Origin of the sequence: uncultured Bradyrhizobium sp., from assembly GCF_947648125.1 — a bacterium.
Lineage (GTDB): Bacteria > Pseudomonadota > Alphaproteobacteria > Rhizobiales > Xanthobacteraceae > Bradyrhizobium.
Genome location: NZ_CANSMR010000008.1, coordinates 150086 through 164994, shown reverse-complemented (window position 1 = coordinate 164994; position 14909 = coordinate 150086). Strand labels below are relative to the sequence as shown.

The 14909-nt window shown below is 63.0% G+C and carries 17 protein-coding genes and 1 tRNA gene; 6 read left to right on the top strand and 12 right to left on the bottom strand.

Annotated elements, in window-relative coordinates; genetic code table 11:
- The first annotated feature begins 156 nt into the window (after positions 1–156).
- Together Q0030_RS17055 and Q0030_RS17050 are read left to right on the top strand one after the other, a co-directional pair.
- On the top strand, positions 157–357 hold the full coding sequence (locus Q0030_RS17055) for a hypothetical protein (RefSeq protein ID WP_016844973.1): 201 nt from the start codon (positions 157–159) through the stop codon (positions 355–357).
- A 48-nt stretch (positions 358–405) separates the two neighbouring features.
- Complete coding sequence (locus Q0030_RS17050) at positions 406–873, top strand: GcrA family cell cycle regulator (RefSeq protein WP_298369559.1); 468 nt, start codon at positions 406–408, stop codon at positions 871–873.
- Between the two features lie 73 nt (positions 874–946).
- On the opposite strand, the gene Q0030_RS17045 is transcribed toward Q0030_RS17050, so the two are convergent.
- Positions 947–1909, bottom strand: coding sequence for an SDR family NAD(P)-dependent oxidoreductase (locus Q0030_RS17045; protein WP_298369184.1), 963 nt, complete (start codon positions 1907–1909; stop codon positions 947–949).
- Between the two features lie 233 nt (positions 1910–2142).
- On the opposite strand from Q0030_RS17045, the gene Q0030_RS17040 reads away from it, so the two are divergent.
- Positions 2143–2271, top strand: coding sequence for a hypothetical protein (locus Q0030_RS17040; protein ID WP_298369181.1), 129 nt, complete (start codon positions 2143–2145; stop codon positions 2269–2271).
- A 144-nt stretch (positions 2272–2415) separates the two neighbouring features.
- Here the strand turns inward: Q0030_RS17040 and Q0030_RS17035 are convergent, their stop codons facing one another.
- A complete protein-coding gene (locus Q0030_RS17035) occupies positions 2416–2595 on the bottom strand; it encodes a hypothetical protein (RefSeq protein ID WP_298369556.1) in 180 nt (59 codons plus the stop codon).
- 441 nt (positions 2596–3036) lie between these two features.
- Positions 3037–4572: a porin gene (locus Q0030_RS17030; protein WP_298369178.1), complete on the bottom strand. Its 1536-nt coding sequence runs from the start codon at positions 4570–4572 to the stop codon at positions 3037–3039.
- 452 nt (positions 4573–5024) lie between these two features.
- Here Q0030_RS17030 and Q0030_RS17025 point away from each other — a divergent pair, with 452 nt between their 5' ends.
- Positions 5025–5537, top strand: a complete 513-nt coding sequence (locus tag Q0030_RS17025) for a MarR family transcriptional regulator (protein ID WP_298369175.1) — start codon at positions 5025–5027, stop codon at positions 5535–5537.
- A 63-nt stretch (positions 5538–5600) separates the two neighbouring features.
- On the opposite strand, the gene Q0030_RS17020 is transcribed toward Q0030_RS17025, so the two are convergent.
- From Q0030_RS17020 to Q0030_RS16990, 7 genes are all read right to left on the bottom strand, one after another.
- Positions 5601–5678: transfer RNA gene (locus Q0030_RS17020), tRNA-Pro, on the bottom strand.
- Positions 5679–5762: 84 nt separating this feature from the next.
- A complete protein-coding gene (locus Q0030_RS17015; RefSeq protein WP_298369173.1) occupies positions 5763–6359 on the bottom strand; it encodes a MerR family transcriptional regulator in 597 nt (198 codons plus the stop codon).
- A 128-nt stretch (positions 6360–6487) separates the two neighbouring features.
- Complete coding sequence (locus Q0030_RS17010) at positions 6488–6823, bottom strand: integration host factor subunit alpha (protein WP_298369170.1); 336 nt, start codon at positions 6821–6823, stop codon at positions 6488–6490.
- 130 nt (positions 6824–6953) lie between these two features.
- The gene (locus Q0030_RS17005; protein WP_298369167.1) at positions 6954–7931 is read right to left on the bottom strand and encodes a beta-ketoacyl-ACP synthase III; all 978 of its coding nucleotides are present in this window, start codon (positions 7929–7931) and stop codon (positions 6954–6956) included.
- The gene (gene plsX, locus Q0030_RS17000) at positions 7928–8989 is read right to left on the bottom strand and encodes a phosphate acyltransferase PlsX (protein WP_092114721.1); all 1062 of its coding nucleotides are present in this window, start codon (positions 8987–8989) and stop codon (positions 7928–7930) included. The genes Q0030_RS17005 and plsX overlap by 4 nt, the downstream gene beginning before the upstream one ends.
- Positions 8990–9310: 321 nt before the next feature.
- Entirely contained in the window at positions 9311–9898 is a 588-nt protein-coding gene (locus Q0030_RS16995) for a DUF177 domain-containing protein (protein WP_298369163.1), read from the bottom strand.
- A complete protein-coding gene (locus tag Q0030_RS16990) occupies positions 9895–10446 on the bottom strand; it encodes a ubiquinol-cytochrome C chaperone family protein (protein ID WP_298369160.1) in 552 nt (183 codons plus the stop codon). The genes Q0030_RS16995 and Q0030_RS16990 overlap by 4 nt, the downstream gene beginning before the upstream one ends.
- A 137-nt stretch (positions 10447–10583) precedes the next feature.
- Between Q0030_RS16990 and Q0030_RS16985 the strand changes: the two genes are divergently transcribed.
- Both Q0030_RS16985 and Q0030_RS16980 read left to right on the top strand, forming a co-directional pair.
- The gene (locus Q0030_RS16985; protein ID WP_229166332.1) at positions 10584–11063 is read left to right on the top strand and encodes an outer membrane protein assembly factor BamE; all 480 of its coding nucleotides are present in this window, start codon (positions 10584–10586) and stop codon (positions 11061–11063) included.
- 94 nt (positions 11064–11157) lie between these two features.
- On the top strand, positions 11158–12165 hold the full coding sequence (locus Q0030_RS16980; RefSeq protein WP_298369154.1) for a tripartite tricarboxylate transporter substrate binding protein: 1008 nt from the start codon (positions 11158–11160) through the stop codon (positions 12163–12165).
- A 20-nt stretch (positions 12166–12185) separates the two neighbouring features.
- Here the strand turns inward: Q0030_RS16980 and Q0030_RS16975 are convergent, their stop codons facing one another.
- A complete protein-coding gene (locus tag Q0030_RS16975) occupies positions 12186–12341 on the bottom strand; it encodes a hypothetical protein (RefSeq protein WP_223967599.1) in 156 nt (51 codons plus the stop codon).
- Between the two features lie 238 nt (positions 12342–12579).
- Positions 12580–14700 (bottom strand): sodium-translocating pyrophosphatase, encoded by a 2121-nt coding sequence (locus Q0030_RS16970; protein ID WP_298369149.1) that lies wholly within the window; start codon positions 14698–14700, stop codon positions 12580–12582.
- Positions 14701–14909: the final 209 nt, after the last annotated feature.

Genomic DNA, 14909 nt, shown 5'->3' with positions numbered 1-14909 from the left:
CTAATTTGACCGCAGCGCCGCGTCGGAACCAGCTTCCGGCGCGCGCGAACGTGCTCGTCCAGTTTCGCAGCTCATGGCTTGACGGACTGCCATACTCCTAAATAGACTCTAAATAGATACTTTTCAGTACAAGCGTTCAGGGTTAAGCGTTTTCTCATGGCTACAGAAAAGGCCGAAACCGACCGCGTCCCGGTCACGCTGGCGCTCTCGACCATTGGTTACCTCGAGAAGCTGGTGAGACAGGGCACCCACGGCACGAGCGTCCCGGGCGTCGCACGGACATTGATCGAGGAAGGCATTCGGCTCGCCATCAAGGACGGGTTGCTTGCAATCCGCGACAACGGACGCACGCCTTGACGGCGTGTGCGTCGGCGCGGCGGTTCAACAGAACGTGGAACCGTCAAAATGATTACCATCGAGCCGACCTGGACGCCGGAGCGCGTCGACCAACTCAAGATCTACTTTGAAGCCGGCCTCTCCTGCCGCGACATCGCCGTCAATATCGGCGTCAGCCGCAATGCGGTGATCGGCAAGCTGTCGCGGCTGAACCTCACGCGCACGACGCCGGACGAACGCCGGGCTCGGCGGAAGAAATCCACCGCGCACACCGCGCAACGGGCGACCGCGAAGCAGCAGCTCCGGTTGCTTCAGGAAGTCTACGAACAAGAGCCCGACGATGCGCCGATCGTCAGCACCAACAACTGCTCGCTGTTCGAGCTGAGCGAGCAACGTTGCCGCTGGCCGATCAGCACGCCGGGCGCCGATGATTTCTGCTTTTGTGGCAACACACCGCTCGGCGGCATGCCCTATTGCTCAGGGCATTACCGCCTCGCCTATCAGGCGGGATCACGCCAGCGCGCGATGCGCGGGTAGCGTTTCGCGCGACGCGCGCCGCGTCAAAACGAGAAGCAGGTCCGGTTCTGATCCATCAGAACCGGCGCACTGATCACCCGACCTTCCAGCCGGTCGCCGCCACGATGCCTTGGTAGAACTCCGGCGTGTAGGCCTGCTCCGGGGTCTTGCGCACGCGCTCGTCGAGCAGATGCGCGTCGTCGCCGACCAGGATGCGCCAGCGATCGGCTTTCACGCCGTCGAGGATGATCCTGGCTGCGGCAGCCGCCGTGGTCGGTGCCTCGTCATGGAAGATGCGGGCACGGTCGAGCGCGAGCTGCTGAATGTCGGCATCCGACATCTTGGCGACGTCGATGCCCTGCCCTTGCAGACGCTGGCGGGCCTGCCTGAGCTCGTCGGGATTGAGCTGGTCGGCGCCGTTCTGCACCTTGCGCGAGTTCGATACGATCGAGGTGCCGATGTGGCCGGGCATCACGACCGAGCATTTGACATGCGGCGCGTTGAGCCGGAGATCGTTGATCATCGCCTCCGTGAATCCCTTCACCGCGAACTTCGCCGCGCTGTAGGCGGTGTGCGATACGCCCATGCCGACCGAGGCCCAGAAGCCGTTGACGCTCGAGGTGTTGACGATGTGCGCCTCGTCGGCCTTCACCAGCAGCGGCAGGAAGGTGCGGACGCCGAGATAGACGCCACCCCAGCAGATATTGAAGGTGCGCTCCCGCTGCTCGCGCGTGTTGGTGAACAGGCTGCCGCCACCGCCGATGCCGGCGTTGTTGAACAGCAAATGGATCTTGTCGGTCGCCTGCTGCTCGATCAGCTCATCGCGAAAACGCTTGTAGTGATCCTCGATCGAGACGTCGGCGACATGGGTGGTGATGCGCAGGCCCTGCGGCAGCTTCTCGACCTCGCACAGCCGTTTGGTCTCGGCCATCGCTTCCATCGAGACGTCGCACATCGCGACATTGCATCCTTCAACAACAAGCTGCCGCGCCAGTTCGCGCCCCATGCCCGTGCCGCCACCGGTGATGACGGCAATCTTTCCGGCAAAGTCCTTCATGTGAGATCCGTTCCTTCCTTGATTCTTCTTGCCCTGCTTGTTCTTGGTTTCGGCTGGAGCGCGGATCGCAATCCCGGCCGCTTGGCTGCGGCACTCTACATCACCGAATTGTCGCGCAGCAACGACGCTCACCCCTCACGCGCAAGTGTGCCGCCAGCGGTAGATCGAGGCTGCCGGCGCTGTAACGAAATCATTCCGCGCAGCGAACAATCCGATATCGACAAGCGGAGACGATGATCGTGCAGATCCTGAACAGATTGGTCGCAACGACGCTGATGGCGATCGCGGCCGGCATTTCCGCTGCCGCCGAGGTCACACCGCCGAAGCCGCGCGACGGCGCCTGTGCCGACAGCTCACGCTGATCAGATCAGACAAGCGCAGAAGCGGCGCGGCACAACACATCGTCATCGCATGCGCGCTCTCACATGCCGAGATGATGTCGCTCGATCTCGAACGCTCGTCCGCGCCCCCGTGAACGCCAAGTCGGAGCGCGGGACCGCTCCGCGCTATTCGGCCGTCTCGATCCGCACCGGCGCGCGCCGCCGCAGAACGCCGGTGGCAACGCTCAAGACAAGCTTGAGCAGGCCGCGCCACGAGAAGTCGATGACCACCTCATGGTGCCGCAATCCCTTGCCGCCCTTCACCAGCCCGAGATCCCGGATCAAGCAGTATTGGCCGCTGCTCATCCGAGCCAGGCGGCTGTTCTTGAAGCGTCCCATGAATGACGAGAATGCACTGCGGATCGATTCCGTCAAATCTTGACGACGTCGAATCGGCGAGACGGTGTCGGCCCTGCCTGCGAGCAGCTGTTTGCGATGGCCGCGCGCGTCACGATCGTCGGAGGCAGCCTGCGCCTTGAATCAAAAACCTCCGGCAGGGCATTGCCGGAGGTTTGGGAGGCTTAGCATGAGCTAAGAGCCATCATTCAATGTGTTGGCCACCACGTATATAGTTTAGTAGATCAGGTAAGTAAATAAATTTGCCGCGAATGAATCGCATGGCACGTCTTCGTTGTTCGCCTGGACCGAAATGACGCAGCCAATCTTCCGCTACCTATTCCAGTCGAAGAAAAAACCCCGGCAGTTGCCTGCCGGGGTTCTGTCAGATCGTGATCAGATTAACCGGTATTACCAGTTGCGCTGAGCGCGGAAGAGCATCTGGACAGTGTCCTGATCCTTCAGCTCGTAGGTCGCGACCGGCTTGCCGATACCAGCCGACGAAGTGGTGATCGTGCCGGCATACTTCTGATCGAGATGGACGTAGGTCACGTCTGCCGAGAAGGTCAGGTTCTTGACCGGGGTCCAACGGGTGATCAGGCCGATCTGACCGATGTTGTAGTCAGGGTTGCAGTTGGTCACGCCAGCGCCGCCACCGAAGGCAGTGCGGAACGTGCCACCGACGCCGCCAACGCCGCAGATGAGCGACTTGGCCGTGTCGTTGTACATGACCGCAGCATAAGCACCGTACAAGCTGGTGTTCCAGTAGGGATCCCAGTTATGGGTGTACGCACCACGGAAGCCCCAGGTCTTGATGGACTGCTGCTGACCGCCGGGGCCGAACACCGTGTCAGGCGCGGTGCCGAAGCCAACGCTCTGATAGACGCCGGGCAGGTTCGAGCCGCCGTAGATGGCGATCGAGCCGAGGCCGCTGGCCAGTTCCTGGATGTTGTAACGGGTGGCACCGTCAGTGTAGACGCCCTGGATGTTGATGGTGTCGCCGGGTCCGGTCGGGATGTTCTTGATCGACAGGGCCAGTGCACCAGCCCAACCCCACTTGTCGTCGGGATGACCGGTCAACTCGGTGCCACCGTAGTAGGCAGCATGGTTGTCATGCGCGGCGATCGACGCCTGGAAGATGCCCCAGGCCTGGTCGACCTTGAGTGCGGCGACGAAGTCCGGCGCGATCGTGCCGGCGTAGTCGCTCGAACCGTAAGCACCGCCGACGCCGAGGTTGTTCACGCCAGCCTGCATGTAGGCAACCTGGTCCTGCGCCGACAGAGCCAGCGACACGCCGTTGCCGAACTGCGCGGTGTAGGTGAACTGGTTGATGCCGTTGGTCGTGCTCACGCCACCGACGAGAGCGTCGTAGTTGTTGCCCGGATAACCATTCCAGGGAGCGGCGAACTGCGAGACCGCCTTGCCCATGGTGAAGCCAGCGAACTGGATGAAGGCGTAGTAGACGCCGACCGCACCGGCAGCGACGTTGCCCGAACCAGCGTTGTTCGGCGCAGCAGACGAACCGATCGCCGAGTAGACGCTCGAGCCGTTGCCCTGGCCGGTGTAGGTGTCCGAGGTCCAGGTGAACACCGCATCGAAATAGGTGCGGACCACGCCGTACTCGGTCGCGGTGCGCGTATCGATGTTGAAGTCTTCACGCGAACGCCAAGTGTATCCGTTGGTGAAACGGTTGTTGGCGCCGCTGGCACCGTTGGTGTTCGGGCCGTAGACGCTGTTGCCGTTCACCACGACGTCAGCACGAACGTAGCCGCCCAGCTTGATGCAGGTGTCGGTGCCGGGGATGTAGTAGAAGCCCGGACCATAAAGCGAGCAAACCTTCACGTATTCGACCGCTTTGGCCTTAACGGGAAGATCGGCCGCCTGTGCCCCGCCGACCGCGACCAGCGCGGCGGCCGAGCCCAGAATAAGGCTCTTCGCCAATTTCATATTAAACCTCCAAGTTGCTCATATGCGTAGAGTCCGGGTCGCGAGCGCCCCGTGATCCTCCCGCATTGTCCAAGACCGTTTTCCCCAAACCTCGCACCCTCAGATCAATCTGTGAGTGCGACGGACTTGAACGATCACCGCAACGGGACGATCGAGATTCCCCTACCGCCGGGTTCAATATGCATGGGCGAGTTCGCCAAACAAAATAGTTTATAAAGTCAGGAATGCGAATGCGGCCACACTGTGTCTCGCCAGCAACGCTCGACGTAAGCCCCTTACGTGCATGGGCAAATTTGTCGCACCCCAAATAGCCGAACCGTCACACACGCATCATAATTGCTTTACGTTCACTTGCCTTCCTGAGCGACTTACTAGAAAAAACGTCCTGTCGACGCGGGAAACAAGAAATAAATCAGCACAAAGCTGAGTCGGCACCTAGGGAAGGGGAAGCTGTGTCAGTGACCAGGAAGGATCCGGCGCGCCTGCGCGCCATCGAGCATCTCGACATCATCAAGCGCTTTACGCTCGAGATCTCATCGATCAACTCGCATCTCGAACGGGTCCGCCAGCTCTGGGGCAAGGCGCTCGGCGTCAGCGGTCCGCAATGGATGATCCTGATCGCAATCTCGGATCTCGACAAGGATGACGGCGTACCGATCAACGTGGTGTCGAAGCTGCTGCATGTCGATCCGTCGTTCGTGACCACGCAGTCCAAGCTGCTCGAGCAGAAGGAACTGCTGCGTCGCGCGCCCTCTCCGGCCGATGCGCGCGTGGTCCGCCTGTCGTTGACCGACAAGACCCGAAAGCATCTGGCGGGCCTCGCCGACCAGCACAAGGCGTTCAAGAAGACCGTATTCGAGGAATTCAACGAGGCCGAACTGGCCGAGTTCACGGCCAAGCTTGCGATGCTCAACAACCGCCTGGAAAAGGCCTGCCTGATCGCCGCGATGGATTTCGAGAGCTGACGATTGCCGCATCGGGTCGTAAACGACGCCCGAATGCCCTCAAACATCGCATGCTTTGAAAAATGGTCGGAGCGAGAGGATTTGAACCTCCGACCCCTAGTCTCCCAGACTAGTGCGCTAACCGGGCTGCGCCACGCTCCGATGCCGTTCCATTAGCTGCGATCCTGCGTTCGCGCAAGGCGGAGCAGGCCCTTTAGGGCTGCAATCCGGCCCCGGTTCCCGCGGCTAGCCGTCCTTCATCGCCGCGTCGATCATCTGGCGGCAGGCGACCAGCTCCTGCAGCGCGCGTTCGAGCCGCTCCCGATCCGCTGGTGGAACGGAGGGCCGCACCGGCGGCGCAGCGGACGCCTTGCCCGGGTGAGCGTGCGCCTTCTTGTAGGTCGACAGGATCGGGTCCTCGTCGGGATCGACGAATCGGTAGTCGATTCCCCCCTCGTCGCCGTCGCCCTCCTCGCCGTCGAAATCGAGGCCGTCATTGCTCTCGAGATCGTCGGGCTCGGCCATACTGTTGCCGACCGCCTCCTCGACCGCGCCGAACGACACGGCCGCGGTCTGGTCGGCGATGCCCTGCACCGACTTGATGCCGTGCTCTTTCAGGATCCGCTGCACGCCGCGGATGGTGTAGCCCTCGCCGTAGAGCAACCGGCGGATGCCCTTGAGCAGGTCGACGTCGTCGGGGCGATAATAGCGGCGTCCGCCGCTGCGCTTCATCGGCTTGATCTGCGCGAAGCGCGTTTCCCAGAATCTCAGCACATGCTGGGGAATATCGAGCTCATCTGCGACTTCGCTGATGGTACGGAACGCATCCGGCGCCTTGTCCAAATGCCCGCTCCTCTGGCTTCAATGCCTGGAGCCCCTTCCGTTCCGATTGAATCGGAATGGGGCTCCGGTTTCTGGTTTCGGCGCGTCTTCTTCACGCGAACCGGGTATCCACTTCGCTTGAAAACGCTCTAGTCGGCCTTGCTGCCGTCGCCATTGCTGACGACGTGGCCATTGATCCGCTGCTTCAGGATCGCCGACGGCTTGAACACCATCACACGCCGCGGCGAGATCGGCACCTCGGTGCCGGTCTTTGGATTGCGCCCGATACGCTGGCCTTTCTTGCGCACCATGAAGGAGCCGAATGAGGACAGCTTCACCGTCTCGCCCTTCTCCAGGCAATCGGTGATCTCCTTCAGCACCAACTCGACAAACGCCGACGATTCCGTGCGCGACAGACCTACCTTTTGGTAGACCGCCTCGCACAAATCGACGCGCGTCACTGTTTTTCCGGTTCCCGTGGTCATCGCCTGCCCCGCACTCTCGGCGAACAATTTCTTGACTGAAATTAAAAGCTTAGCGCGCAATGGTCAACAGCGACCAGCATCCGGTCGCTGGAAAGATGCCGGCAACCTGCCGATACTCTTTGGCGATGCGCTACCAGCGCACGAGCGCCGAGCCCCAGGTGAAGCCGCCGCCCATCGCCTCGAACAGCACCAGATCGCCCTTCTTGACGCGTCCGTCCTTCACGGCGACCGACAGCGCGAGCGGGATCGAGGCCGCCGAGGTGTTGCCGTGCTTGTCGACTGTCAAGACCACCTTCTGCGGCGCAATATGCAGCTTGTGGGCCGAGGCATCGATGATTCGCTTGTTGGCCTGATGCGGAATGAACCAGGTGATGTCGTCGGCGGTGAAGCCGGTGGCGTTGAACGCATCGACGATCACATCGGTGATCATGCCGACGGCGTGCTTGAATACCTCGCGGCCTTCCATCCGGAGATGGCCGACCGTCTTGGTCGAGCCGGGACCCCCGTCGACGAACAGCTTCGACTTGTGGCGTCCGTCCGAGCGCAGATGCGTCGTCAGCACGCCGGGATCGTCCGTCGTGCCGGAATGCTGCTGCGCTTCCAGCACGACCGCGCCGGCGCCATCGCCGAACAGCACACAGGTGCCGCGGTCGTTCCAGTCGAGGATGCGCGAGAAGGTTTCGGCGCCGATCACCAGCGCCCGCTTGTGGGTGCCGGCGCGCAGGAAATTGTCGGCGGTGGTCAGCGCAAAGACGAACCCGGAGCACACCGCCTGCAGATCAAACGCGACGCCGTGGTTGATGCCGAGCGCGTGCTGGACCGCGACTGCGGTCGCCGGAAACGTGTTGTCGGGCGTCGAGGTCGCCAGCACGATGAGGTCGATCGACTGGGCGTCGATCTTGGCATCGGCGAGCGCGGCGCGCGCGGCATTGATGGCGAGATGCGAAGTGAACTCGTCATCGGCGGCGATGTGCCGCTCGCTGATGCCGGTGCGCTGCACGATCCAGTCATCCGACGTGTCGATTCGCTGAGCCAGTTCGGCGTTGGTCAAAACCCGCTCCGGCAAATATGAGCCGCAGCCGAGCACTACCGAACGTATCGCAGTCACGAGACAGCCTCCTGCGCGGTCTGCGCCTTTACCAGGGCGCCGCCGTCACGGTTGAGCATCTGATTGATCTTGGTGAGGAGATCGTAGTGGGCCATCTCATAGCCAACATCCACCGCATAGGCAAAGCCTTCCGCGTTGATGCCGCCATGGCTCTTGACCACCACGCCGTTCAGGCCGAGCAGCAGGCCGCCGTTCGACTTGTTGGGATCGAGCTTGTCGCGCAGCTTCTGGAACGCGCCGCGGGCAAACAGATAGCCGATCCGCGCCAGCCAGCTCGACGACATCGCCTCGCGCAATAGCGTGAACATCTGGCGCGCGGTTCCCTCGGCGGCCTTGAGCGCGATATTGCCGCTGAAACCTTCCGACACGATCACGTCGGCGAGCCCCTTGCCGATCGCATCGCCCTCGACGAAGCCGATATAGTTGAACTGGGGCGCGTTCATCGCGCGCAGCATCTCGGCGGCCTCGCGGATTTCCCCGTGCCCCTTGATCTCCTCGGACCCGATATTGAGCAGGCCGACGGTCGGCCGTTCGAGGTTGAACAGCACGCTCGCCATGGCGCTGCCCATCACCGCGAGCGTCGCCAGATGGCGGGCGTCGCCGCCGATCGAGGCTCCGAGATCGAGCACCACCGAATCGCCTCGGAGCGTCGGCCACGCCGCAGCGAGCGCCGGGCGGTCGACGCCCGGCAACGTCCGCAGATTGATACTGCCCATCGCCATCAGCGCGCCGGAGTTGCCGGCGGAGACCGCAACGTCGGCCTCGCCGTGCTTCACCGCATCGATCGCCAGCCACATCGACGACGCCCTGCGGGTCCGCCGCAGCGCCTGGCTCGGCTTCTCGTCATTCTTCACCGCGACGTCGGTATGGATCACCTTCGATACCGCCTTCAGCGCAGGATGTTTCGCAAGCTCCGGCTCGATCTGGGCCCGGTCTCCGACCAGCAGGAATTCGCTGTCGGGATGACGGCTCAACGAGATCGCGGCGCCGGGAATGACCACCGATGCGCCGACATCGCCCCCCATGGCGTCAAGCGCGATTCGAACCTTATGAGGCATGAACGTCCCGGAAGCCTGCTCTCCCACAGCCCTTCAGACGAAGACCGCGAGCTTGAAGTCACCGCCGTCAACGGCGCGCGGCGAAACGCGAACTCGCGCCCCGGCCGGGCCGCGACAATAGCGTGTCCGCGGTCCGACACAACCTCTTGACCACAAACAACCGAGGTGCCGAACCGTCACGCAACACATCAAGACATACCTGAAATACATGATATTTCAAACTATTATGACACATACTTGAAGTAACCGGAAATACCCCTCGCGCAGGCCTGCAGGCAAGCCATCCCCTCAAATGTTGGCGCTGGCTGCCCTCAACTTCCCTCAACTTCCCTTGGGCTTCTTGCCGTCGGCCTTTTCCTTCAGCGCCTTCAGCGCAGCGAAGGGATGATTTTCCGGATCAGGCGCTTCAACCTCTTGTTCAAAGACCGCATCCGGCTTGCGAGGATAGGGGTCGATGCCGAGAAACAGCGCATCGGTGGCGAGCCGGCCGATGTCGATGAAGCCGCCGACGATCGGCTCCGGCGGGTCCGGGGTCTCCTCGTCGCCTTCCTCGGCGTCGTCGACGAGGTCGGCCATCTCCGGGATCTGCTCGGGCGGCGCGAACACCACGTCGATCGGCTCAATGATCTCGTTCTCGATCGGATCGAGCGTCACCACGCAGGTCTGCCCAACTCTCGCCGAAACCCGGCCGGTGACATGGTAGCTGCCGTCGCGCTTGGGCTGCAGATCGAACTCGGCATGCGCGGAGAGAACCTCGCGCAACTCGCCGACCTCGGCGATCGCCTTGCGCGTCGCCTCGTCGGCCACGATCTCGCGATGCAGCCCGGTATCCGGGATCTGCGCGACGTTAACGAGAACGCGCCAAGGGTCCCGCGCGGCATCTGGCCGCCCTGTGTTGCCGCCGCTCATGCCGTGGTCCCCGCAGCCTGCGGCGCCGGGAAGCGCCATGCCCCCTGGGTCAGTGCCGCGAGGTCGGCGCGCGCCAACTCGGCGATCGCCTCGCGGGCATAGACGGCCAGTTCGCGGGCCTTGTCGATGTTCTGACCATTGAGGATGTTCTTGCAGAACGACTGGGCCAGGGCCTCGTCGCTGTCGGTCAGCGCCAGATCATAGGCCGCGGTACGGCCGTAGAAGGCCTCGCCGAACGCCTGCATCCGCTTCGGCACCGTCAGGTCGCCGACGCCCATTTCCCGGAGGTTGTCGTCCATGTCGATGCAGAAATGATCGAACAGGGCCTGCGCCAGCCCGACGCCGCCTTCCGCGGATTTGAGTCGCCGCAGCACCAGCCACAGATGCATCAGAAGCAGGTCGAAACGGCCATTAACCGTGTCCGGAACGCCCAAGTCACGGTAAAATAACGGTTCTCGCGCCTGCGTCACGATCATGCCATAGATGGTCTCAATGGTGCTGCGCGCGGGCATCCGGGGTCTTCTGAAGTGATTGAACGGCCAAAGCATGACGGGTTCCGGCTGCCGGCCCCCCAAAGGACGCCTGTTGAGGGTTCGCCCATTGGAGCTCGGCATGATTGCAATCCATTGAGCTGCCCGGTACGTCAATGCTCCGGCCGATGCAAGGGGACGGATCAGTTCCGCCGATGAACCACACTCTTCCAAGACAGTCTCGCACGGCTTCCGCGCGCGGGTTCTTCACGCGCTTCCGCGCCATTGCGGTCGTTGGTCTGTTCTGCGCCGCCGCGCTCGGCGGCTGCGCCGGCGAGCAATTCCAGAAGGGCTACATCCTGCCCGACGGAGCGCTCGAGCAGATTCCGATCGGCGCGAGCCAGGATCAGGTCCTGATCGTGCTCGGCACGCCCTCGACGGTCGCAACGCTCGACGGCGAGGTGTTCTATTACATCTCACAGCGGACCTCGCGGCCGGTCGCCTTCATGAACCAGCGCGTGGTCGACCAGCGCGTCATCGCGGTCTATTTCGACAAGAACCGCCAGGTGCGCCGGCTCGCCAATTACGGCCTGAAGGACGGCAAGATCTTCGACTTCGTCAGCCGGACCACGCCGACGTCGGGCCAGGAAATGTCTTACCTGACACCGCTCTTCAAGCTGCTGAGCTTCAACTAGAGCTTAAGCACTGCGCCAGTTTGTCGCTTGTCCCACGGGCAAGCGGTCCCCTAGGCTTGCTCGTAAACAAGAAGCCTGAGCAGGGGGTAAGCGCGTGAGAGCGAAGAGATTTTCCCGTCGTACGGTATTGTCGGGCACGGCCGCATTGGCGGCCGCGTCGATCCTGCCGCGTGCCAGTCTCGGCGCCGGCGACTGGCGACCGACCGAGACGGTTCGGATCATCGTGCCGGCGGCAGCTGGCGGCTCGACCGACGTGATGGGGCGACTGCTGGCGGCGCATTTGCAGCCGCTCTGGGGCCAGTCGGTCGTGGTGGAGAATCGCTCCGGCGCCGGCGGCACCATCGGGACATCAGAAGTCGCGCGCAGCAAGGGCGACGGCCACACCATCCTGATCGGCAATCCCGGCCCCAACGCGATCGCCTTCAGCATCTTCAGGAACCTGACCTACAAGGCTGACCAGCTGCAGGCGGTCTCCAACATGATCCGGATTCCGAACATCGTCTCGGCACATCCGTCGACCGGCATCAAGTCGATCCCCGAACTGATCGCCTATCTGAAGAAGAACCCCGACAAGCTGACCTACGGCTCGTCCGGCACCGGACAGAGCCCTCACCTCACCGGCGCCTGGTTCCTGCAACTCACCGGTCTGAAGATGACGCATGTGCCGTTCCGCGGCGCGGGCCCCGCGCTGCAGGCCGGGCTCGCCGGCGACATCCAGATCCTGTTCGACAATCTCTATCCGTCGCTGCCGCAGGTGCAGGACGGCAAGCTGAACGGGCTCTGCGTTACCACGGCCGAGCGCAGCGACTCCGCGCCCAATCTGCCTGTCATGCGCGAGGGCGCGCCGGAGCTCGCCAAATTCGATGTCGCCTCGTGGTTCGGCGTGTTCCTTCCGAAGACCGCGCCCGCGCCCGTGGTCGACGAGCTGAACCGTCAGATCAAGGCGATGCTGGCGCGCGACGACGTCAAGAAGAACATCGCCGGCATGGGCGCCCGCGCCGACTACGGCACGCCGCAACAATTTTCGGATTTTGTCGACGCTGAGACGAAGAAGTTTGCCGCCATCATCGAGAAGGAAGGGCTCCAGATGGAGGTCAAGTGACGGCCGCTGTCACAGTCTTCCTACGACGACTTGTTGATCTTCTTGATCTTGGCGTCGGTTGCTTCCATCGACATCGCCAGCTCCATGATCGCCTGCGACAGCAGCTCGATGGCCTCCTTCTGATCCTGCGACTTGGAGGCGCGGAGCGCGTAGTTCCGGGCGGATGAGAGCGACATCGATTGATCTCCGTTTTGTTCGGGTGTGGTTGTTGGCGGGTATCCTTGGCGGAATACACCGTCATCGCGAGGAGCGACAGCGACGAAGCGATCCATTTCCCCACTTGTGAAGCGATGGATTGCTTCGCTCCGCTCGCAATGACGGCGCGATGTTTCGCGCCCCTGAAACAAAAACCCCGCGGCTCGCACCGCGGGGTTTTGCATTCGTTCGTTTCGCGCGGCTCAGTGCGCCAAGAACTTAGTGCGCCAAAATCGCCAGCAGCAGCAGCGCCACGATGTTGGTGATCTTGATCATCGGGTTGACCGCCGGGCCCGCCGTGTCCTTGTAGGGATCGCCGACGGTGTCGCCGGTCACCGCGGACTTGTGGGCGTCAGAGCCCTTGCCGCCGTAGTGGCCGTCCTCGATGTACTTCTTGGCGTTGTCCCAGGCGCCGCCGCCCGAGGTCATCGAGATCGCGACGAACAGGCCGGTGACGATGACGCCGAGCAACATGGCGCCGACCGCGGAGAACGCCGCCGACTTGCCGGCCGCGCCGCCGCCCGCGATCGCGTAGATCAAGAAGTAGACGACGATCGGCGACAGCACCGGCAGCAGCGACGGGATGATCATCTCCTTGATCGCCGCCCGGGTCAGCAGGTCGACCGCCTTGCCGTAGTCCGGCTTGTCGGTGCCCTGCATGATGCCCGGCTTCTCGCGGAACTGACGGCGCACCTCCTCGACGATCGCACCCGCAGCGCGTCCGACCGCGGTCATGCCCATCGCACCGAACAGATACGGCAGCAGGCCGCCGAACAGCAGGCCCACCACCACGTACGGGTTGTTGAGCGAGAAGTCCGGGTTGACGCCCTTGAAGTAGGCGTGGGCGTTGGAGTCACTGATGAAGAATTTGAGGTCCTGGTTATAGGCCGCAAACAGCACCAGCGCACCGAGACCGGCGGAGCCGATCGCGTAGCCCTTGGTCACCGCCTTGGTGGTGTTGCCGACCGCGTCGAGCGCGTCGGTCGACTTGCGCACTTCCTTGGGCAGACCCGCCATTTCGGCGATGCCGCCGGCGTTGTCGGTGACCGGGCCGAAGGCGTCGAGCGCGACGATCATGCCGGCCAGCGCCAGCATAGTGGCGGTCGCGATCGCGATGCCGAACAGGCCGGCCAGGCTGTAGGTGACCAGGATGCCGGCGATGATGACGAGCGCGGGCAGCGCGGTCGCCTCCATCGAGACCGCAAGGCCCTGGATCACGTTGGTGCCGTGACCGGTGACCGACGCCGCCGCAATCGACTTCACCGGGCGATAGTCGGTGCCGGTATAGTACTCGGTGATCCAGATGATCAGGCCGGTGACGACGAGACCGACCACGCCGCACTCGAACAGCGCCATGCCGGTGTAGTCGACGCCATCGAGCTTGCCAAAGCCGATCAGCCAGTTGATCACGGCAGCAACCCCGACCAGCGACAGGATGCCGGTAGCGATCAGGCCCTTGTACAGGGCCCCCATGATCGACTGGCTGGCGCCGAGCTTGACGAAGAAAGTGCCGATGATCGAGGTGATGATGCAGATGCCGCCGATCGCGAGCGGCAGCGTCATCATGTTCACCAGGATCGGCGTCTTGGCGAAGAAGATCGCCGCGAGCACCATGGTGGCGACCGCGGTCACCGCATAGGTCTCGAACAGGTCGGCCGCCATGCCGGCGCAGTCGCCGACATTGTCGCCGACGTTGTCGGCGATGGTGGCCGGGTTGCGCGGATCGTCTTCGGGGATGCCGGCCTCGACCTTGCCGACGAGGTCGCCGCCGACGTCCGCACCCTTGGTGAAGATGCCGCCGCCGAGACGGGCGAAGATCGAGATCAGCGAGGCGCCGAAGCCGAGCGCCACCATGGCGTCGACCACGGTGCGGCTACTGGCTTCCAGCCCCATGAACTTGACCAGCACCATGAAGTAGATGGTGACGCCGAGCAGCGCGAGACCGGCCACCAGCATGCCGGTGATCGCACCCGCCTTGAAGGCGAGCTCAAGGCCGCCGGCCAGCGATGTGGTCGCCGCCTGCGCGGTGCGGACGTTGGCGCGCACCGAGACGTTCATGCCGATGAAGCCGGCCGCACCCGACAGGATGGCGCCGATCGCAAAGCCGATCGCCACCAGAAGGCCAAGGAAGTAGGCCAGCACCACGAAGATCACGATACCGACCATGCCGATCGTCGTGTATTGCCGCCGCAGATAGGCTTGTGCGCCCTCGCGCACCGCGCCCGCGATTTCCTGCATGCGGGCACTGCCCGCATCCGCGTTCAAGACCGACTGCGTCGCCCAGATCGCGTAGACGATGGAAAGCGCCCCGCAGAGCACAATCAACCATAAAGCTGTCATTGAATGTTGCCTCAGATCCTTGATGTAACCCCCGCGCCTTCATTGTGCCGCTAGGGGGCGGCAGGCGCTTATTTTGCGAGGACAATCCTCCCCAAAAACGGATTGCCTCAAATCGGGCGCGACCTTGCCAAAATCGTTACCGCTGTGCAACGCCACCTACGGCCGAAAACGCCGATATCGGCAGCAATTTAGAAGGAAAGTCGGCGCGT

Excerpts from the sequence above, each read along its gene's own strand:
- Q0030_RS16985 (WP_229166332.1), top strand. The coding sequence starts at position 10,584 with ATGAACCACACTCTTCCAAGACAGTCTCGCACGGCTTCCGCGCGCGGG.
- Q0030_RS17040 (WP_298369181.1), top strand. The coding sequence starts at position 2,143 with ATGATCGTGCAGATCCTGAACAGATTGGTCGCAACGACGCTGATGGCG.
- Q0030_RS17035 (WP_298369556.1), bottom strand. The coding sequence starts at position 2,595 with ATGAGCAGCGGCCAATACTGCTTGATCCGGGATCTCGGGCTGGTGAAG.
- Q0030_RS16975 (WP_223967599.1), bottom strand. The coding sequence starts at position 12,341 with ATGTCGCTCTCATCCGCCCGGAACTACGCGCTCCGCGCCTCCAAGTCG.
- Q0030_RS17010 (WP_298369170.1), bottom strand. The coding sequence starts at position 6,823 with ATGACCACGGGAACCGGAAAAACAGTGACGCGCGTCGATTTGTGCGAG.
- Q0030_RS17055 (WP_016844973.1), top strand. The coding sequence starts at position 157 with ATGGCTACAGAAAAGGCCGAAACCGACCGCGTCCCGGTCACGCTGGCG.
- Q0030_RS16995 (WP_298369163.1), bottom strand. The coding sequence starts at position 9,898 with ATGAGCGGCGGCAACACAGGGCGGCCAGATGCCGCGCGGGACCCTTGG.
- Q0030_RS16970 (WP_298369149.1), bottom strand. The coding sequence starts at position 14,700 with ATGACAGCTTTATGGTTGATTGTGCTCTGCGGGGCGCTTTCCATCGTC.
- Q0030_RS17050 (WP_298369559.1), top strand. The coding sequence starts at position 406 with ATGATTACCATCGAGCCGACCTGGACGCCGGAGCGCGTCGACCAACTC.
- plsX (WP_092114721.1), bottom strand. The coding sequence starts at position 8,989 with ATGCCTCATAAGGTTCGAATCGCGCTTGACGCCATGGGGGGCGATGTC.
- Q0030_RS17030 (WP_298369178.1), bottom strand. The coding sequence starts at position 4,572 with ATGAAATTGGCGAAGAGCCTTATTCTGGGCTCGGCCGCCGCGCTGGTC.
- Q0030_RS17045 (WP_298369184.1), bottom strand. The coding sequence starts at position 1,909 with ATGAAGGACTTTGCCGGAAAGATTGCCGTCATCACCGGTGGCGGCACG.
- Q0030_RS16990 (WP_298369160.1), bottom strand. The coding sequence starts at position 10,446 with ATGCTTTGGCCGTTCAATCACTTCAGAAGACCCCGGATGCCCGCGCGC.